This is a genomic window from Amycolatopsis echigonensis, from assembly GCF_002846615.1.
GTDB lineage: Bacteria > Actinomycetota > Actinomycetes > Mycobacteriales > Pseudonocardiaceae > Amycolatopsis > Amycolatopsis echigonensis.
In genome coordinates this window covers 5,116,079-5,137,504 of record NZ_PJMY01000003.1, presented here as the reverse complement: position 1 = coordinate 5,137,504, position 21,426 = coordinate 5,116,079, and the positions used below count along the sequence as shown (strand labels likewise).

The window sequence follows — 21,426 nt, the reverse complement described above, 5'->3', positions numbered from 1 at the left end:
CTCTCCTCGGTTCGGTCAAGCGGGGAAACTGTCGGGATCAAGTGGGCCACAGCGGCCGCGAGAGCGGCAATACCGGCCGGGCCCGATAGGGGTGGGCTAATCGTCGTCCCCACCCCCGATTGCCATGCTGATCAACGCGTCCGTGTCCAGCTCGTCGATCGTGTCCTCGTCCACCGCGGACGCTTCCGGCGCCTCCTCGGCTTGTTCTGGAAGCTGGATGCCCGCCAGTTCGAGCAGTCCGTCGAGCAGGCCCGCCGAACGCAGCCGGTCCAGCGGGATCGCCGCGAGCGCGTCCCGGATTCCCTGGTCCGACAACGGTTCCGGCGCGGCTTCGGCCGGGACCAGCTCGGAAACCAGGTGCTCGGCGAGGACCCGCGGCGTCGGGTAGTCGAAGATCAGGCTCACCGGGAGTTTCAAGCCGGTGACCAGGCTGAGCTTGTTGCGGAATCCGGTGGCGGACAAGGAATCGAAGCCGACCTCGTTGAACGAGCGGTCCGCTTCCACCGCCTCCGGACCGGCGTGCCCGAGCAGCGTCGCCGCGTGCGTGCGCACCAGGGCGAGCACGGTCGGCACCCGCTTGCCCGGCGGGAGCGCGCCGAGTTTCCGCGCCAGCGATTCGGTGTCCTCCACCGCGTCCTGAGCCGCCCGGCGACCGCGAGCGCCGGCGAGTTCGCGCAGGACGGCCGGGAGGTCGTCGTCGCCCGACGATGCCAGCACGCGGGTGTCCAGCGCGATCGGCACGAGCAGGGGTTCAGGGGAACCCGCCGCCGCGTCCAGCAGCCGCAGACCGTCCTCTGTGGACAGCGCGGTGATGCCGGTTTCGCCGATGCGGTGGGCGTCCGCGTCCTCCAGCACCGCGCCCATGCCGCCGCCCCACAGGCCCCAGGCGAGCGACGAGCCCGCGAGGCCTTCGCGACGACGGCGGACCGCCAGCGCGTCGAGGTAGGCGTTGGCCGCGGCGTAGCTGCCCTGGCCCGGTGCGCCGAGGACCCCGGCGGCCGAGGAGAACAGGACGAACGCGGTCAGGTTGCGGTCGCGGGTCAGCTCGTCGAGCGTGGCCGCGGCGTCGACCTTCGGACGCAGGACGCCGTCGAGACGTTCTGGGGTAAGGGAAGTCAGCACCCCGTCGTCCAGGACACCGGCCGCGTGGACGACTCCGCGCAGGTCGACTCCGTCCAGCAGCGCGGAAACCGCGGCGCGGTCCGCCACGTCGCAGGCGGCGAGGGTGACCTCCGCACCAAGACCGGCCAGTTCGTCCCGCAGCTCGGTCGCGCCGGGTGCGTCCGCACCGCGGCGGCTGACCAGCAGCAGACTCCGCACGCCGTGTTCGGCCACCAGGTGCCGGGCGACAGAACCGCCGAGCGCACCGGTCGCGCCGGTGATCAGCACCGTGCCGTCCGGATCCCAGACCGGCGCGGCAGCCGCGTCCGCGGCCCGCTGCAGGCGCGGGGCGAGCACCGCGCCGGCACGGAGAGCGACCTGCGGTTCGTCCGACGCCGACACCGCGGCGAGGGTGCGGCCGCCAGGGGTTCCGGTGCCGAGATCGACCAGCGTGATCCGGTCTGGATGCTCGGCCTGCGCCGAACGGACCAGTCCGGCCACCGCGGCTCCGACCGGGTCTGGGCTTTCCTCGGCGTCGGCCGCGACCGCTCCTCGGGTGACGACCAGCAGGGAGCCTTCCGGACGGCCGAGGAACGTCTGCAGTTCGCCGAGGACGCGGTGCAGTTCCGCATGCACCTCGGCACCGGCGACTGGCAGTACGATCAGACCGGACGCGTCGCCGATGCTGGTCGCGGCGGTGGCGCCGAGGGCATCGGTGAGGCCGAACGGGTCGTCGCCGACCACGGTCCAGTCGGTGACCTCGGCGACTGCGTCGAGGTCGGTCTGCTCCCAGGCGAGACGGAACAGCGACTCCGCGCCACCCGTTTCGGCGGCTTGCGGCTGTGCGGACATCGGGCGCAGCAGCAGCGAATCCACCGAAGCGACTGGAGCGCCGGTGCCGTCGGCGATCTTCAGCACAGCTGCTCCCGAACCGATCTGCTTCACGTGCACTCGCAGCGTCGTCGCACCGACTGCGTGCAGGCGGACGCCTTCCCACGCGAACGGCAGCGCCGGTTCGTCCCCGACCGCGCCGGAAACACCGATGGTGTGCAAAGCGGCGTCGAGCACGGCCGGATGGATGCCGTAACGGTCCACATCGGACACGGTGGCGGGCAGCTGGACCTCCGCGAACGCTTCCCCGTCGCCCTTCCAAGCGGCGACTAGACCCCGGAATGCCGGGCCGTACGCGAGACCGTCGGCCGCCAGTTCCTCATAGGTGCCTTCGAGTTGTACCTGTTCGGCGGCGGGCGGCCAGGTGGACAGGTCGAACTTCTCCGACTTGCCCGCCTTCGCCAGGCGTCCGGTGGCGTGCCGGGTCCACGGGACACCGTTCGCCGCACCTTCCGGTCGTGAGTGGACAGTGAACGTCCGAACGCCGTTTTCCGCTGCGTCGAGCGCGAACTGCACGCGGACACCGGTGCGCTCCGGCACCACCAACGGGTACTCCAAAGTCAACTCGTCCAGCCTCGGGCACCCGGCCTCGTCACCCGCGCGGATTGCCATCTCGACGAAACCAGTGCCGGGGAACAGGATCGAGCCGCCGACGACATGATCGGCCAGCCACGGGTGCGTGCCGACAGACAGCCGTCCGGTGAACAGGAGACCTTCCGCACCGGCCAATTCCGTCGCGGTGCCGAGCAGCGGGTGGTCTTCCTCGCCCGGCGCGGACGCCGTGCTCTCCAGCCAGTAACGCTGGCGCTGGAACGGATACGTCGGCACCGGCACTGGGTGCGCACCGGTCGGCGCGTAGATCGACGCCCAGTCGACGTCGACACCGCTCACGTGCAACTGTGCGACGCCGGTCAGCGCGGCGACCGCCTCGTCCTGCTCCTTGTGCAGCAGTGAGGCGAGCACGAGACCGTCCGGACGTTCGTCCAGGCAGGCGTCGGCCATCGCGGTGAGCGTGGTGTCCGGACCCAATTCGAGGAAGCGAGTCACGCCGTCCGCTGCGGCCCGAGTGACCGCGTCGCGGAACTGCACGCCTGCGCGGACCTGGTTCACCCAGTACTCCGGCGAGGTCAGGTCGTCGGCGGGCTCGCCGGTGACCGTGGAGATGATCGGGATCCTTGGGTCTGCATAGGACAGTCCTTCCGCGACGGTGCGGAACTCGGCGAGCATGGGTTCCATCATTCGTGAGTGGAACGCGTGCGAAACTCGGAGTTGCTTGGTGCGCTGGAACTTCGCCGCTACTTCGGCGACGGATTCCGCGGCACCGGAGATGACGACCGCAGCCGGGCCGTTCACCGCGGCAATGTCCACAGTGTCCCCCGCGGCTTCGCGAACCGCTTCTGGCGTGCCGTCGATCGCGACCATCGCGCCGCCGGTCGGCAACGCCTGCATCAGCGCGCCGCGGGCAACCACGATCTTCACGGCATCGGCCAGAGAGAAGACGCCAGCGCAGTGGGCGGCGGCGAGTTCGCCGATCGAGTGTCCGGCCAGCAGGTCCGGTTTCACGCCCCAGGACCGGACCGTGCGGAACAGCGCGACTTCCAGCGCGAACAACGCCGGTTGCGTCCAGCGGGTCTCATCAAGGCCGTCGCCGCTTTCGATCACTTCGCGCAGCGGACGGTCGAGGTGCTTGTCGAGTTCCGCGCACACCTCGTCGTAGGCCTCCGCGAAGGTCGGGTACCGCGCGGCCAGCTGCGTGCCCATCTGCGCCCGCTGCGAACCCTGGCCCGCGAACAGGAACGCGGTACGGCCGCTACCGGTGGCGATGCCGCGGACGACGCCGCGTGCGTCCTCCTCGTCGACCAAGGCCGCCAGCCCGCGCACGAACTGCGGCGAACGGCTGCCGATCAGCACCGCGCGACGGTCGAACGCACTGCGCGCGGTCGCCAGCGAGAGTCCGATGTCGGCGAGGCTGCCTTCCGGATCCTCGTCCACATAGGACATCAGCTGCTCCGCCTTCGCCCGCAACGCGGACGCGCCCCGACCCGAGACCGGCCAGGCGACCGGACCGTCGTACTCCGGACCAGTCGAGGTAGTGACCTCGCGACGGTCGCCTTCCTCCAGGATCACGTGCGCGTTCGTGCCGCTCACCCCGAAGGACGAGACGCCGACGCGCCGCGTGTGACCGTTCGGCAGCCACTTCACCGGCTCGGCGAGCACTCGCACCGCACCCGTGGACCAGTCGATCTCGCTCGACGGCTTGCCCACGTGCAGCGTCGCGGGAAGTTCGCCGTGCCGCATCGCCTCGATCATCTTGATCACGCCTGCCGCACCCGCGGCAGCTTGAGTGTGTCCGATGTTCGACTTCACCGAACCGATCCACAACGGACGGTCCGCCGAGGTCTGCGTGCCGTAGGTGGCCAGCAGTGCCTGGACTTCGATCGGGTCGCCGAGCTTCGTACCGGTGCCGTGCGCTTCGACAGCGTCCACATCGGACGGCTCCAGTCCGGCGTCGGCCAGCGCGGCACGGATCACCCGCTGCTGTGCCGGACCGTTCGGCGCGGTCAGGCCGTTCGAGGTGCCGTCCTGGTTCACCGCGCTGCCCTTGAGGATCGCGAGCACCGGATGGCCGTTGGCGCGGGCGTCGGAAAGGCGCTCCAGCACGAGCACGCCGACGCCTTCGGACCAGGTCGTGCCGTCGGCGTCGTCAGAGAACACTTTGCACCGGCCGTCGGCCGCGAGGCCCTGCTGGCGGCTGAATTCCACAAAGGTCTCTGGCGTGGCCATCACCGTGACACCGCCGGCCAGCGCGAGCGAGCAGTCGCCGCCGCGCAGTGCCTGCGCCGCCATGTGCATCGCGACCAGCGAGGACGAGCACGCGGTGTCTACGGACACGGCCGGGCCCTCGAGGCCGAGAGTGTAGGAAACCCGGCCGGTGACGATCGAACCAGCACTGTTCGCGCCCACGTAGTCGTGGTACTGGACACCCGCGTACACGCCGGTCGGGCTGCCCTTGAGCGAGACCGGGTCGATCCCGGATCGCTCCAGCGCCTCCCAGGACGCTTCGAGCAGCAGCCGCTGCTGCGGGTCGATCATCGGTGCTTCCTTCGGCGAGACGCCGAAGAAGGTCGGGTCGAAATCGCCCGCGTCGTACACGAAGCCGCCGCGTGCGACGTAGGTCGTGCCGGGACGTCGGCCGGTCGGGTCGAGCAAGCCGTCGATGTCCCAGCCGCGGTCGGCCGGGAAGTCCCCGATCGCGTCACGGCCCTCGGCGACCAGTTCCCACAGCTGTTCCGGCGAGGTGACGCCGCCGGGCAGACGACAGGCCATGCCGACGATGGCGATCGGTTCGTCCGAGTTGTCCTTAGTGGACACCGTGCTGATCTCGACCGCCGTGCCCGCCAGCTCGTCGAGCAGGTGCGCGGCGAGGGCGGTCGGCGTGGGGTGGTCGAAGATCAGGGTCGCGGGCAGCCGCTGTCCGGTGGCCGCGGTGAGGCCGTTGCGGAGTTCGATCGCGGTCAGCGAGTCGAAGCCGAGCGACTGGAACTGCGCCGACGGCTCGATCTCGTGCGCCGCACGGTAACCGAGCACGGTGGCCGCGTGGCTGCGCACCAGTTCCAGCACTGCGTCGCGACGGTCCTCTTCGGGCAGGCCCAGCAGCCGTGTGGCGAATGAGTCCACTGAGGACTCCGCCGCAGCGGCGACCCGGCGCGTGGTGCGGCCGACGAGTTGTTCCAGTGTGCGCGGGAGCCGGTCGAGTTTGCGCAGCACCGGCAGCTCGAGCTTCGCCGGGACTGCGGTCGGCTTACGGACGGCGATCGCGCGGTCGAAGAGCGCCAGCCCCTCCGCAGTGGACAGTGGCACGATGCCGCTGGCCGCGAGCCGCTGCACCTCCTCTTCGGTGAGCGTGCCGCCCATGCCGCCGACCTCGCCCCACAAGCCCCAGTCCAGCGACAGACCCGGCAGGCCGTGCGCGACGCGGTGCGACGCGAGGGCGTCCAGGTAAGCGTTGGCGGCGGCGTAGCTGCCCTGGCCAGGCGCGCCGAGCACGCCGGAGACCGACGAGAACAGCACGAACGCAGACAACGCCGTTTCGCGGGTGAGTTCGTGCAGGTTCAGCGCACCGTCGACCTTCGGGGCCAGCACCGCGTCGACCCGTTCCGGGGTGAGCGCGGTGACCACGCCGTCGTCGAGGACACCGGCGGCATGCACGACCGCCGTGAGCGGGTTCTCCTCCGGCAGCGACGCCAGCACGCCGGCCAGCGCCTCGCGGTCGGCGACATCGCAGCGCCCCAGCCGGACGTCGACCTCGCTTTCGCGCAGTTCGGCGGCCAGTTGGTCGAGAGCGGGCGTGATCCGGCGGCTGAGCAGCAGCAACCGGCGGACGCCGTGCTCGGCGACCAGGTGCCGGGCGAGCTTCCCGCCCAGCGCGCCGGACGCGCCGGTGACCAGCACCGTGCCGTGCGGGCAGAAGTACGGCCGCTCCAGTTCCGGGGTCGTGCGGACGAGCCGGGGCACGAGGACCGTGCCGAGCCGGACCGCCGCCTGTGCCTCACCCGAGGCCAGGACCTGCGGCAACACCGCTTCCGGCGTGGTTTCGCCGTCGAGGTCGAGCAGGACGAAGGCGTCCGGGTTCTCCTCCTGCGCGGAACGGACCAGGCCCCAGACCGCGGAGGCGGCGAGGTCGGTGACGTCTCCGGCGGCCGGGACCGCGCCGCGGGTAACCACGACAAGCCGGGCTTGCGAGGGGTGCTCCTCAGACAACCACTCCTGAAGGCCCGCCAGCACCCGGTGCGTCAGCTCGTGGGCCTCCTCCGCAGTGCCAGTTTCACCGCGGCACTCGAGGAGCCGGACATCAGCAGTGTCCACAGTGGCTTCAATATCGGCCGACCGCTGCCATTCGATCCGGTACAACGGCGCGGCCTGCTCGGCGACCGGCGCGGCGAACGCGCGGAACACTGTCTCGGCGACCGTCGCGACCGGAGCCCCGGTCGGGTCGGCAAGAGCGAGCTGGAAACCGTCCTCTGTAGTCGGGGTGAACCGCACGCGCAGCGCGGACGCACCGGTGGCGTGCAGCTCAACGCCGGTCCAGCAGAACGGAACCCGGCCGACGCCGCCGTCGCCGCCACCGGCGACCCGCAGCGCGTGGGTGCACGCGTCGAGCGCGGCCGGGTGGAGACCGAAGCGATCGGCGTCGCTGTCCTCCGGCAACGCGACCTCGGCGAAGATCTCGCCGTCACGCTGCCAGACTGCTCGCAGGGAACGGAAAAGCGGGCCATACGTGAGGCCGGTGTCGGCGAAGTCGTCGTACAGACCATCGATGGCGACCGGCTCCGCACCAGCAGGCGGCCATTCGGTCAGTTCAGTGCCACCCTGCGCCGACTGCGGAGCGACGCTGCCGCTCGCGTGCAGGGTCCAGTCCGCATCGTCGTCCTCGGGTCGCGAGTGGACAGTCACCGAGCGGACCTCGCGCTCCCCCGCCGCACCGACCGTGACCTGCACCTGGATGCCGCCGCGGGCAGGCAGGACGAGCGGGCTGCCGAGGGTCAGTTCCTCGATCCGGCCGGAACCGACCTGATCCCCGGCGCGGACGACCAGTTCCAGGAACGCCGTGCCGGGCACGGTGACCGCGTCGCCGAGCTGGTGTTCGGCCAGCCACGGGTGCGTTTCGACGGACAGCCTGCCGGTGAGCACCACGCCGTCGGTGTCGGCGAGCGCGACGGCCGCGCCGAGCAGCGGGTGCCCGGCGGAGGTCAGCCCGGCGGCGGTGACCTCGTCGCGGTTGGCGCGGGCATCGAGCCAATACCGCTTACGCTGGAACGCATACGGCGGCAGGTCGACGCGCTGGGCACCACGGTCGGCGAACACCGCGGCCCAGTCCAGGGTCAAGCCGCTGACGAACAGTTCGGCCAGCGCGGTGAGCGCGGCCGCTGGTTCTTCCCGGTCCTTGCGGAGCACCGGAACCACGAGCGCGTCGGACGTCTGGCGGACCAGCGCGGACAGCACTCCGTCCGGACCGACCTCGACGAAGCGTCCGACACCCTGGGCGGCAAGCGTTCCGACGCCGTCGTGGAACCGGACCGCGGCGCGCACCTGGCGCACCCAGTAGTCCGGAGTGGACATGTCGACATCCGCGCCGACCGTGGAAACCAGCGGGATTTCCGGCTGGTGGTAGGTCAGGCCGCGCGCTACGGCGGCGAATTCGGCGAGCATCGGCTCCATCAGCGGCGAGTGGAACGCGTGCGACACCTTGAGCTTCGAAGACTTCCGCCCGTCGAACTCCGCCACCACCGCAGCAACAGCGTCATCGGCACCGGAAAGCACGACAGAGTCCGGACCGTTGATCGCGGCGATACTGACCTCGCCGGCCAGATGCGGCGTGACCTCGTCCTCAGTCGCCTGCAGAGCCACCATCGCCCCACCGGACGGCAGCGCCTGCATCAGGCTCGCCCGCGCGGCCACCAGCGTGGCAGCGTCGGCCAGCGAGAAGACCCCGGCGACGTGTGCGGCAGCCAGTTCGCCGATCGAATGGCCGAGCAGGAAGTCCGGCTCGATCCCCCACGACGCCAGCAGCCGGAACAGCGCCACCTCGACCGCGAAGAGCGCGGGCTGCGTGTAGCCGGTCTGGTTGATCAGCCGCGGTTTCTCGAACAGGACTGTCTTCAGTGGACGGTCGAGGTGCTGATCCAGTTCGGCGCAGACCTCGTCCAGCGCCGTGCGGAAGACGGGGAACGCGGCGGCCAGCGCGGCCCCCATCCCGGCCCGCTGCGCGCCCTGACCGGAGAACAGGAACGCGGTCAACCCTTCGACCTGCGCCCCGGTGACGACGTCCGGAGTCGCGACGCCGTCGGCGAGAGCGGCGATGGCCTGCTTCGGGTCCTCGGCCAGCACCACCGCGCGATGCGACAGCGGCGACCGCGAAGTGGCGAGCGAAAAGCCCAGGTCAAGCGGGTTCGCCGCAGAAGAAACCAGCTGAGCGGCCTGAGCCCGCAGGGCCGCACTGCCGTGGCCAGCCAGCGGCAGCGGAACCGCGACGCCCTCCGGCCAACTCGGGATAACCGGCGCAGCAGCCTCCACCGCAGGCGCTTCTTCCAGGATGACGTGCGCGTTGGTGCCGCTCACGCCGAACGACGAAACACCGGCGCGACGCGGCCGCTCCCCCGCTGCCCAAGATCGTTCAGCGCGCAGGAGCTCAACCGCGCCGGAGGTCCAATCGACCTCTGTGGACGGTTCGGTGACGTGCAGCGTGCGCGGCAGCAGGCCGTGCCGCATCGCCTGCACCATCTTGATCACGCCGCTGACCCCTGCCGCCGCCTGTGCGTGGCCGATGTTCGACTTGATCGACCCGAGCCACAGGGGTTCAGTCCGGTCCTGACCGTAGGTGGCCAGCAAGGCTTGCGCCTCAATGGGATCGCCCAACGTGGTGCCGGTGCCGTGGCCCTCGACAGCGTCCACATCGGACGCCGACAGCCGGGCGTTGGCCAGCGCCTGCCGGATCACCCGTTGCTGCGAAGGACCGTTCGGCGCGGTGAGACCGTTGGACGCGCCGTCGGAGTTCACCGCGGAACCGCGCACGACCGCGAGCACCGGGTGTCCGTTGCGCTGTGCGTCGGAAAGCCGTTCCAGCAACAGGGTTCCCGCACCTTCGGCCCAGCCGGTGCCGTCCGCGCTGTCCGAGAAGGCCTTGCAACGACCGTCGGGAGCCAGGCCGCGCTGACGGCTGAAGGCGAGGAACGGACCCGGCCTCGACATCACCATGACTCCGCCCGCCAACGCAAGCGAGCAGTCCCGCTGGCGCAGCGACTGCACCGCCAAATGCAGCGCGACCAGCGAAGACGAGCAGGCGGAGTCGATCGTGACAGCCGGGCCTTCCAGGCCGAGCGCATAGGCGATCCGGCCGGAGATGACCGAGCCGGCGTTGCCGGTGCTCAGGTAGTCCTCGACCTCGCCCGCGAGCACCGACGGCGGCAGCTCGTCGTAGTAGTCCTGCCCGCCGCTGCCGACGAACACGCCGACCTGCTGCTTCGCCAGCGAGTGCGGCGCGATCCCGGCCCGTTCGAAGGTCTCCCACGCCAGCTCCAGCACGAGCCGCTGCTGCGGGTCCATCGCGAGCGCCTCGCGCGGCGAGATGCCGAAGAACGGCGCGTCGAACTCGCCCGCGTCGTGCACGAACCCGCCCTCGGAGACGTAGCTCGTGCCGGGGCTGTCCGGGTCGGCGTCGAACAGCCGGTCCAGCGCCCAGCCGCGGTCAGCGGGGAACTCCCCGATCGCGTCGCGGCCGTTCGCGACCAGCTCCCACAGGTCGTCGGCGGACCGGACGCCGCCGGGGTAGCGGCAGCCCATCGCCACGATCGCGATCGGCTCGGATTCGGCGGCCTCGACCGCGCGCAGCCGCGCCCGCGTCTCCTGCAGGTTGGCGGTGACCCGCTTCAGGTAGTCGACCAGCTTGGTTTCGTCGGTCCTGGCTTCGTCAGACATCTGGAGAACCTCTTGTCGCGGTTTCGGGCTGTCCGTGAAGGGCTCCTTGAGGGAATCTGATTCCCGGAAGGAGCCCTTCACGGACAACGGGGGTCAGGCGCCGAGCTCGTCGTCGATGAGGGCGAACAGTTCGTCGGTGGTGGCCGCTTCGAGCGCTTCGGAACCGGATTGGCCGCCTGAGAGCGTCTGGTGCAGCGCGGCGACGACCGCCTGCAGCCGGGGCAGGATCCGGGACCGGTCGATCTCCGCGGCGTCGAGCGCGGCGGCCGCCGCTTCGAGCCGGTCGAGCCCCGCCTCGAGCGGGACCTCCGTCTCGCCCGCGCACAGCTGGCTCCACAGGTATTCGGCCAGCGCCTGCGGGTTGACGTGGTCGAACGCGACCGTGGCGGGGAGCTTCAGCCCGGTGCTGGCACCGAGCCGATTGCGCAGGTCGACCGCGGTCACCGAGTCGAAGCCAAGTTCCTTGAAGGCCCGCGCGGGTTCCACCGAGCCGCCGTCGTCGTACCCGGCGACCGCGGCGACCTCGCCGCGCACCAGGTCCAGCACGGTCCGGCGCTGTTCGGCCGGGCTCAGCGAGGCCAGCCGCGCGGCCAGGTCGCCCGCGCCCACCGGTTCGGCGCCGGTCCGGTCCGCCGCGGCCTCGGGGAGGCCGCGCAGCAGCGGGCGGGGCCGGGCGAGCTGGTAGACCGGCGCGAACGCGGTCCAGTCGATGTCCGCGACGATCAGCTGGGACTCGTCGTGGTCGAGCGCCTGGCCGAGGGCTTCGACGGCCAGCCGCGGGTCCATCTCGGCCAATCCCATGCGGCGCAACAGATCGCTCGCGTCCGCGTCGACCATCCCGCCCCCGCCCCAGGAACCCCAGGCCACCGCGGTCGCGGTCCGTCCGGCCGCGCGCCGGCGCCGAGCCAGCGCGTCGAGGTAGGCGTTGCTCGCGCCGTAGGCCGGTTGGCCGGAGGTGCCCCAGACCGCGGCACCGGAGGACATCAGGACGAACGCGTCGAGTTCGGTGTCGCCGAGCAGCCGGTCGAGCAGCTCGGCACCGGTGATCTTCGCGCGGATCGCCGCAGTGAACTCCTCCGGAGTCACGTCGACCAGCGCGGGTTCGCGGGTCAGCACCCCGGCGGCGTGCACCACCGCGGTCGGCGGGTGCTCGGCGAGCAACTTGGACAACGCCGTCTCGTCGGCAACGTCGCAGGCCACAACGGTGACGCGGGTGCCGGCCAGCTCCTCCACCAGCTCACGCGCGCCTGCGGCTTCGAGGCCGCGACGGCTGGTCAGCACCAGATGTTCCGCTCCGCGCGAGGCGAGCCAGCGCGCGACGTGGCCGCCGACCGCGCCGGTGCCGCCAGTGATGAGCACGGTGCCGCGCGGCTGCCACGGCTCCACGACCTCCGGGCCGAGCGGCGCGCGCACCATCCGCTTGGCGAACACTCCCGACGGCCGGATCGCGACCTGGTCCTCGTCGTTGATGCCGGACACGACCGCGGCGAGTTTCGCCGCGTCAGCCGCCTCGGTGACGTCCACCAGACCGCCCCAGCTGCCAGGCTGGTCCAGGGCGACCACGGTGCCGAGGCCCCACACCGAAGCTGCCTCGGGATCGGCGTCGGAGAAAGCGTCGACCGCGATCGCGCCTCGGGTGATGACCCACGCCGGAGCGTCGATCTCGTTGTCCCGCAATGCTTGCAGCAAGGCGATGGTGTTGAGTGTCGGGTTCTCGGCGAAAGCGAGCAGCGACAGGACTCCGTCGAACGGACGAACTGCGGTTGCCTCGCTGAGCAATTCGGCCAACGCCGTGCGGCGGTGGTCGGCGGCGACCAGCCGGACGACGTCGCCCTGTTCGGCCAGTGCGTCCGCCAGTTCGGTCGCCTGCGCGACTCCCGCGGGGACGACGACCAGCCAGCTGCCGGTGAGCCCGCTCGGCACGCCGGACAGCGGAGACCACGACACGCGGTACCGCCAGGAGTCCACAGTGGACAGATCGGAGCGGCGGCTGTGCCAGGCGGCCAGTGCCGGGATGACCTCGGCGAGCGGGCCGGTGCCGACGCCGAGCCGGGCGGCGAGCGCGTCGACGTCGCCGCCGGTCACGTCCAGCCAGAACTCCTCGTCGGCGACCGGAGTTGCCGTCTCTGCCGCGACGGCTTCCTCTTCGTGCCAGAAACGCTGGTGCTGGAACGGATAGGTCGGCAGGTCGACGATCTGGCCGCCGGGGACCAGCGAGAGCCAGTCGACCGAACCGCCGCGCACCGAGTACTCCGCCATCGAGGTCGCGAACCGGGTCAGGTCGCCGTCGTCGCGGCGCAGCGTGCCGACGACCGAGCCGGTGTGTCCGGTTTCGTCCAGGGTTTCCTGAATGCTCATGGCCAGCACCGGATGTGGGCTGATCTCGATGAACCGTGTGTAGCCAGCCTCGGCGAGCTGCGCGACGACCGGGGCGAACCGGACCGTGCGGCGCAGGTTGGCGAACCAGTACGCGGAATCCACAGTGGACTCTTCGACCGCGTCGAGGGTGACAGTGGAGGTCATCGCGACGTCGCCGCGCTTCGGCTGGATCAGGGCGAGGTCGGCGAGCAACCAGTCCGAGAGATGTTCGACGTGCGCCGAATGCGACGCGTAGTCCACCGGGACCAGCTTGGCGCGGAAGCCTTCGGCCACCAGCTGGTCACGCAGCTCTTCGAGGGCTTCGGTGTCACCGGAAAGCACGGCGGACGTCGCGCCGTTGTCGGCCGCGACCGAGATCCGGCCGTCCCACGCACCGAGCCGCTCTTCCAGCTCGGCCGCCGGAAGACCAGCCGCGAGCATGCCACCGCCGCGTCCGCCCAGGACGTCGCCGATCGCCTTGCTCCGCAACGCGACCACCAGTGCCCCGTCCTCAAGCGACAGTGCGCCTGAGACAGTCGCCGCGGCGATCTCGCCCTGCGAGTGGCCGATCACCATGTCCGGCTCGACGCCGTGCGCACGCCACAGCGCGGCCAGCGAAACCATGACCGCCCACAGCATCGGCTGCACGACGTCGACCCGGTCGGCCGGCGGAGTGCCCGGCTTGCCGCGCAGGACTTCGATGACCGACCAGTCAGTGAACTTACGGAGCGCGGTGTCGCATTCGGACATCCGGGCGGAGAAGGCCGGGGACTGCTCGATGAGGCCGAGCGCCATGCCAGTCCACTGCGAACCCTGGCCGGGGAAGACGAAGACGGTCCGTCCGCGCACATCCGCGGTGCCGGTGATCACGTCCGGACGGGAAACGCCGGAAGCCAACGCGCGCAACGCTTCCTCGGCTTGCTTGCGATCCTGCGCAACGACCACCGCGCGATGGTCCAGCGGCGCGCGGCCGTTGACGAGCGTGTGCACGACGTCGGCGAGCTCACTGTCCACTTGGGCCAGTTGACCAGCGGACTCCGCCAGTGCGGCAGGCGTCTTCGCGGACAGGGCCAGCGGGTACACGGGAGCCGGAGCGGACTCGATCGCCTCGGCGACGGGGGCCTGCTCCAGGATCACGTGCGCGTTGGTCCCGCTCACACCGAACGACGACACCGCCGCCCGCCGCGGCCGGTTCACCTCGGGCCACGCCTGCGGTTCGGTGAGCAGCTCGACCGCGCCGGACGTCCAGTCGACGTGCTTCGACGGCGTCCCGACGTGCAGCGTCTTCGGCAACCGAGCGTGCCGCAGTGCCTGCACCATCTTGATCACGCCCGCGACGCCGGCGGCGGCCTGCGGGTGACCCATGTTCGACTTGATCGAACCGAGCAGCAACGGCACCCCGCTGCTGCGTTGCCCGTAAGTTTCCAGCAGTGACTGAGCTTCGATCGGGTCGCCCAGCGCGGTTCCGGTGCCGTGCGCCTCGACAGCGTCCACATCGGACACTGACAGTCCGGCGTCGGCGAGCGCGGCCTCGATCACGCGGACCTGCGAAGGACCGTTGGGCGCGGAGAAACCATTGCTGGCCCCGTCCTGGTTCACCGCCGAACCGCGCAGCAACGCGAGCACGCGGTGCCCGTTGCGCTGCGCGTCGGAGAGCCGTTCCAGGACCAGCACGCCGACGCCTTCCGCCCACGAGGTGCCGTCCGCGTCCTCAGAGAACGACTTGCTCCGGCCGTCCGCCGCGAGGCCGCGACGGCTGCAGAAGTCCACGAACATCTCCGGCGTGCCCATCACCGCGACGCCGCTCGCCAGCGCGAGCGTGCAGTCGCCGCGACGCAGCCCCTGCGCCGCCATGTGCAGTGCGACCAGCGAAGACGAGCACGCGGTGTCCACCGACACCGACGGTCCTTCGAGACCGAGCGTGTAGGAAACCTGGCCGGACACCAGACTGCCGTCCGGGCTGCCGCCGCTGTAGTCGTGGTACATCACGCCGGCGTAGACGCCGGTCGAGCTGCCCTTGAGCCCGTGCGGGTCGAGCCCGGCGCGCTCGAACGCCTCCCAGGAGGCTTCGAGCAGGATCCGCTGCTGCGGGTCGGCGCGGCGGGCGTCGCGCGGGCTGATGCCGAAGAACTCGGCGTCGAAGTCCGCTGCGTCGTATAGGAAACCGCCGTGCCGGGTGTAGGTCTTGCCGGGCCGCTCGGGCGTCGGATCGTACACGCCCTCGATGTCCCAGCTGCGGTCGGCCGGGAACTCCCCGATCGCGTCGCGGCCCTCGTCGACGAGGTCCCACAGGTCGTCCGGCGTCCGCACGCCCCCGGGGTAGCGGCAGCTCATGCCGATGATCGCGATCGGCTCGGTGTCGCGCGCTTCCAGCTCGTGCAGCCGGCGGCGGGCCTGTTTCAGATCGGCCGTCGCACGCTTCAGGTAGTCGCGGAGCTTGTCCTCGTTGCTCATGGTCTGCCCGTTCATGAGATGCCCAATTCGTCGTCCAGGACGGCAAACAGCTCGTCGTCGGTGGCCTCGTCCAGATCGGCTTCGGTTTCGGCTCCGGCGTGCGCGTCGGTCCACTTGCGCACCAGGGCGTCCAGCCGCGCGCTGACCTTCGCGGTCGATCCGTTCAGCGTTCCGGCCGCGCCGCCGAGGAGGGTTTCCAGCCGGTCGATCTCGCTCAGCAGCGGGTCCGCCGGACCCTGGCCGGCGCCGAGCAGCTCGTGCAGCCGGCGGGCGAGCGCGGCCGGCGTCGGATGGTCGAACACGATGGTCGCGGTCAGCTTCAGACCAGTCCGCGCGCCGAGCTGGTTGCGCAGCTCGACGGAAGTCAGGGAGTCGAACCCCATCTCCTGGAACGCACGCTCCGGCTCGACGGCCGTGGCGCTCGCGAAGCCGAGAATCGCCGCGACCTGCTCCGACACCACGCCGAGCAGGTACTCCTCGCGCTCGGCCTCGGGCACGGTCGCCAACCGAGGTGCCGGGGCCTTCTTGACCGCACGGCGCACCATTCCGCGGAGGACTGGCGGCAGGTCGTCGGTCCGGGCACGCAGCGCGGCCTGGTCCAGGCGGACCGGGGCTAGCACGGGTTCGGCCGAGTCGAGGCACGCGTCCAGCAGGGCGAGCGCTTCCGCGGTAGCCATCGGCGGCGTGCCCAGGCGGCGGAGACGGCGGAAGTCCGCTTCGGACAGTTCGCCCGCCATGCCGCCGTCTTCGGACCACGCGCCCCAGCACAGCGAGGTCGCCGGAAGTCCTTGGGCGCGACGGTGTTCGGCCAGCTCGTCGAGGAACGCGTTGGCCGCGGCGTATCCCGCCTGCCCGGCCGCGAGGACCGTGCTCGCGGCGGACGAGAACAGGACGAACGCGTCGAGGTCGCTCGTCAGCTCGTGCAGGTTCCAGGCACCGTCGACCTTCGGTGCGAAGACGCGGGCGGTCTCTGCCTCGGTGAGCGTCTCGACGCGTCCGGCCGAGGGCACGCCCGCCGCGTGGACGACCGCGGAGAGCGGGCCGACCGTGGCGAGGAGGCCCCGCACCGACTCCGCATCCGTGACGTCGCAGCTCTCGACCGCGACCGTCGCGCCGAGGGAGGTCAGCTCGTCACGCAGCTCGGCCGCACCGGGCGCGTTCGCTCCCCGGCGGCTGGTCAGGACTAGGTTCCGCACGCCGTGCTTGGTCACCAGGTGCCGGACCACGACCGCACCGAGTCCGCCGGTACCGCCGGTGACCAGCACCTTGTCCCAGTTCAGCTCGGTCGGTTCCGCGGTGACGGCGGAGAAGCGCGGGGCGAAGACCTGGCCGTCGCGGACCGCGGTTTCTGGCTCACCGGTGGCCAGCGCCAGGTCCGGGTCGCCGTCGACCAGCGCGAACCGGCCGGGGTTCTCCGCCGCAGCCGCGCGCACCAGACCCCAGGCTGGGGCGAGGGCTGGATCGACGTCCTCGCCCTGCACGGATACCGCGCCGCGCGTGACCACCGCGAGCCGACCGTCGCCGTCGAGGGTCTCCTGGATCGCGGCGAGCACCCGAGCGGCGACCGCCTGCGCGGCTTCCGGCACTCGACGCTCCGGAGCGGACACTTCGACGATGCGGAAGCCGTGCTGCTCTTTCATGTTCGCGACGGGCTCCCACTTGACCCGATACAGCGCGTCCTTCGCCGGAGCCAGCTTCAGCGCCCGTGCCGCGAGAGTCTCGACGGTGAGCACCGGGCTACCGGTGGCGTCGGCGATCTCCAGGGTGATCGCGTCGGTGCCCGCCGGAGCGACCCGGACTCGCAGCGACGAAGCGCCTGGCGAGTGCACCGTGGTGCCGCTGAACGAGAACGGCAGCATCGGTTCGGCACCGCCTTCGGGAGCCGGACCGAGGAGCTGCGCGTGCATGGCGGCGTCCAGCAAGGCGGGATGGACGCCGTAGTCGCGGGCCTCGGCACCGTCGGGAAGCGTGACCTCTGCGTAGATGACGTCACCGTCCTGCCACATCGACTGCAGGCATTGGAAAGCCGGGCCGTAGTCGTAGCCCAGGGCGGCGAGGGTCGCGTACGGGTCGTCCAGCTCGACCTCGGTGGCACCGACGGGCGGCCATTCGGTGAGGTCTAACGACGGTGCTTCCGCCGCCGGGGCAACGAAACCGCTCGCGTGCCGAGTCCAGGTCTCGGCGCTGTCTTGTCGTGAGTGGACGGTGACCGCGCGACGACCAGTCTCATCCGGAGCTTCGACGGAGACTTGAAGCGACGCGCTCTCGGGGAGGGTGAGCGGCGCTTCGAGGGTGAGTTCCTCGATGTTCGCGCATCCGACCTCGTCGGCGGCACGGTGCACCAGCTCGACAAACGCCGTCCCGGGCACCAGGACCGTGCCGAGGACGACGTGGTCGGCGATCCAGCCGGCACTGGTGGTCGACAGCCGGCCGGTGAGCACCACGGCGTCGGTTTCCGGCAGGTGGACGACGGAGCTCAGCATCGGGTGCTCAGCGGGTCGTTGGCCGTGCTCGGTCGCGTCACCGCTGGTCGTGTCGGCGGGAAGCCAGTAGCGGGTCCGGCGGAAGGAGTAGGTAGGCAACTCGACGCGGCGCGCGCCCGGGTAGAACGCGCTCCAGTCCACCGGGACGCCGCGTGCGTGCAGCGTCGCGAACGCGGTGACGGCGGTGACCGCTTCGTCCCGGTCCTTGCGCAGGGCCGGGACGAACACGAGGGTGTCGTCGTGGAACCCGTTCTGCGCGGCGGCGGTGAGCACTGCGGACGGTCCGATCTCGACAAACGTCCGGACACCTTCGGCCACGAGCTTTTCGAGCCCGGCGTGGAACCGCACCGCAGCGCGAACTTGGCGTACCCAGTAGTCCGGAGTGGACAGATCCTCGCCGACACCGACCGTGGAGACGATCGGAATCTGCGGCTTTGCGTAGGTGAGTTCCTCGGCCACGGCGGCGAACTCGGCGAGCATCGGCTCCATCAGCGGCGAGTGGAACGCGTGCGACACCTTGAGCTTCGAAGACTTCCGCCCGTCGAACTTCGCCACCAGCGCGGCGACAGCGTCCTCCGCCCCAGAAAGCACCACGGAGTCCAGACCGTTGATCGCGGCAATGCTGACCTCGCCGGTCAGATGCGGCGTGACCTCGTCATCGGTCGCCTGCAGAGCCACCATCGCCCCACCGGACGGCAGCGCCTGCATCAGCCGCGCCCGCGCACCGACCAACGCCGCCGCGTCCGGCAGCGAGAGAATCCCAGCGACGTGCGCGGCAGCCAGTTCACCGATCGAATGGCCAAGCAGGAAGTCCGGCTTGATCCCCCACGACGCGAACAGCCGGAACAACGCCACCTCGACCGCGAACAACGCAGGCTGAGTGAAGCCGGTGCGCTCCAGCTCGGCGGCATCGTCGAGGACTGTCTTCAGTGGACGGTCCAGGTGCGGGTCAAGTTCGCCGCACACGGCGTCGAAAGCTTCCGCGAACCCGGGGTACTTCGCGGCGAGTTCGGTGCCCATTCCGGCACGCTGCGCGCCCTGGCCGGTGAAAAGGAACGCGGTACGGCCGTTGGTGCGGCGGTCCCGGACTTCGCGCAGCTCGTCTCGCGTAGTGCCGACGAGCACCGCACGGTGGTCGAGCATGGACCTGGTGGTGGCCAAGGAAAAACCGATGTCAGTTGGCGAGCCTTCGGCTGCCGCCAGCTGGTTCACCTGCGCGTCGAGGGTGTCCGCGCGGTCCGCGGAAACCGGCCAGGCGAGCACTGGGACTTCCGCCGGCGCAGCGATGTCCTCACCCGGCTCGGCCTGTTCGACGATCACGTGCGCGTTGGTGCCGCTGATCCCGAACGACGACACTGCCGCACGACGCGCACGTCCGGTCTCCGGCCACGGCCGCGCCTCGGTAAGCAGCTCGACCTCGCCAGCCGACCAGTCGACGTGCGGCGACGGAGCGTCCACGTGCAGCGTTTTCGGCAGCACGCCGTGCCGGATCGCTTCCACGACCTTGATCACGCCGCCGACCCCCGCCGCGGCCTGGGTGTGTCCGATGTTCGACTTGAGCGAGCCCAGCCACAGCGGCTCAGTACGGTCCTGGCCATAGGTGGCCAGCAGCGCCTGCGCCTCGATCGGGTCGCCGAGTTTCGTGCCGGTGCCGTGCCCCTCGACGAGGTCGACGTCGGCCGTGGTCAGCCCAGCCGATTCGAGCGCTTGGCGGATCACGCGCTGTTGCGCGGGTCCATTAGGGACAGTCAGGCCGCTCGACGCGCCATCGGAGTTCACCGCGGAGCCGCGGAGCACGGCGAGCACTTGGTGCCGGTTACGGCGGGCCTCGGAAAGCCGCTCGACCACGAGGACGCCCGCGCCCTCGCCCCAGCCCGTACCGTCGGCCGCGGCGGCGAACGCCTTGCACCGGCCGTCGTCGGAAAGCCCGCGCTGCTCGGAGAAGTACACGAAAGTTTCGGGAGTGGCCATCACCGTGACGCCGCCGACCAGCGCCAGCGAACAGTCGCCGCGGCGGAGTGCCTGCGCTGCCCAGTGGAGCGCCACGAGCGAAGACGAGCACGCGGTGTCCACGCTCACCGCCGGTCCTTCGAGCCCGAGCGCGTAAGCGACCCGGCCCGAAACGACGCTGCCGGCGGCCGCGTGGCCGGCGTAGTCGTGGTACATGACGCCGGTGAACACTCCGGTTTCACTGCCGCGCAACGTCTCCGGAACGATCCCGGCCCGTTCCAGCGCGGTCCACGAGGTTTCCAGCAGGATCCGCTGCTGCGCGTCCATGGCGAGCGCCTCGCGCGGCGAGATGCCGAAGAACTCCGGGTCGAATTCCGCCGCGTCGTAAAGAAAACCGGCCTCGCGGGTGTTCGTGGTGCCGGGACGTTCACCGGCGGGGTCGTACAACGTGTCCAACGGCCAGCCGCGGTCCTCCGGGAAGCCGCCGATCGCGTCGGTTCCGGTGGCGACGAGATTCCACAAATCCTCCGGCGACTTCACACCGCCTGGATACCGGCAGGCCATGCCGACGATCGCAATCGGCTCGCCGTCACGCTCGCGCGTTTCCTGCAGTGCCCGCTTCGCTTCGCGAAGATCGGTCGTCGCGCGTTTGAGGTAGGCGAGCAGTTTGCGCTCGTTCTCGCCGCCGGACTGGAAGTCGCTACTCACGCCAATCGCCCCGCCTAACCGCGAAAAAGGGTGGAAGGTGCCACGCCGGGAACGCTACCGACGGCGCTGGCGTGCCCCCACCCCTAGCGGCCCCACATTCAGCTGGCCAGCGCGGCGGCGACCACGCGAGGGGCCGGCAACGCAGCCACCTCCGCACGCAACGCGTTCGCACCGGCGCGAAGCGTTTCGTCCGCCAGCCGGGAAATCCCTTCCGCCGCAACGGAAAGCCCCGCACCCGCGGCGGCGACTCGAGTACCGAAGGCGGACTCGGTCAAGGACAGCTGCGGCAGTCCGTAGGCGACTGCGGCCAACGCCAGAGACTCGTCGCCGTCGTGCACGACCGCCGCGCATGTGGGCAACACGGCCGCCGGAGGAGCGTCGTCAACCAGTTTCACCTTCGGTGGCAAGGCAAGCCCAGCAGGCAATTCCGCCGCACAGACAATTTCGAAGTCCACCTCGGACACCGCGTTGAAGATCGGCTCGTACCAGGAGAGATCAGTCAACGACAAGAGAATGCGAGTACGGCGTGCCTTGCGGCGCAGCCAGGTCGGCACCTCGACTGGGCCGAAGTACGGCACGTGCCGCAGCGGTTCTCCCGCCGAGCCGTTGTCCCGCAACGAAGGCGGCACGACGTCGAGCGTGTGGTCCGCAACGAGATCAGGCTCGTCGTCCGGACCCAGCACACGAACTGCCTTGGCACCAACCTCGCGAGCCGCGGCGATTCCGGCGGGCGCGTCCGACACCACGACCTCGGGCCGCCACAGCTGCGCGAAATCGCCCAGTGCGGCGGATTCGGTCAGCGAGGCGTCACCGTCCTCGAGCTCGACCGCGACGCAGCCGGTGCGGAGGATGTCTTCGACGAACGCGGGCCGTCCGGCGATTTTCACGTCGTGCCCGGCGGTCCGCAGCGCCCAGGCCAGCGGCACGAGGGTGTGCAGACGGGCCGTCGAGGACGGCGCGGCCAGGAGTACACGCATGGGATCACTCCAGATACGACAAAGACCGG

At 70.7% G+C, this 21,426-nt stretch carries 3 protein-coding genes and 1 pseudogene; all 4 read right to left on the bottom strand.

The genetic code is table 11. The features are described 5' to 3' along the window. Positions 1 to 96 precede the first annotated feature (96 nt). The gene (locus tag ATK30_RS29460) at positions 97 to 10,422 is read right to left on the bottom strand and encodes an SDR family NAD(P)-dependent oxidoreductase (protein ID WP_463672429.1); all 10,326 of its coding nucleotides are present in this window, start codon (positions 10,420 to 10,422) and stop codon (positions 97 to 99) included. Positions 10,423 to 10,560: 138 nt separating this feature from the next. Then, positions 10,561 to 15,294, bottom strand: a complete 4,734-nt coding sequence (locus ATK30_RS29455) for a type I polyketide synthase (protein ID WP_244194758.1) — start codon at positions 15,292 to 15,294, stop codon at positions 10,561 to 10,563. Then, positions 15,291 to 20,300 (bottom strand): annotated as a pseudogene (locus ATK30_RS29450) (type I polyketide synthase); the annotation flags it as partial. The gene ATK30_RS29455 and the pseudogene ATK30_RS29450, both read right to left, overlap by 4 nt. 218 nt (positions 20,301 to 20,518) lie before the next feature. After that, complete coding sequence (locus ATK30_RS29445) at positions 20,519 to 21,397, bottom strand: nucleotide disphospho-sugar-binding domain-containing protein (RefSeq protein ID WP_101438257.1); 879 nt, start codon at positions 21,395 to 21,397, stop codon at positions 20,519 to 20,521. Between the last annotated feature and the right edge of the window lie 29 nt (positions 21,398 to 21,426).

Excerpts from the sequence above, each read along its gene's own strand:
- ATK30_RS29455 (WP_244194758.1), bottom strand. The coding sequence starts at position 15,294 with ATGAACGGGCAGACCATGAGCAACGAGGACAAGCTCCGCGACTACCTG.
- ATK30_RS29445 (WP_101438257.1), bottom strand. The coding sequence starts at position 21,397 with ATGCGTGTACTCCTGGCCGCGCCGTCCTCGACGGCCCGTCTGCACACC.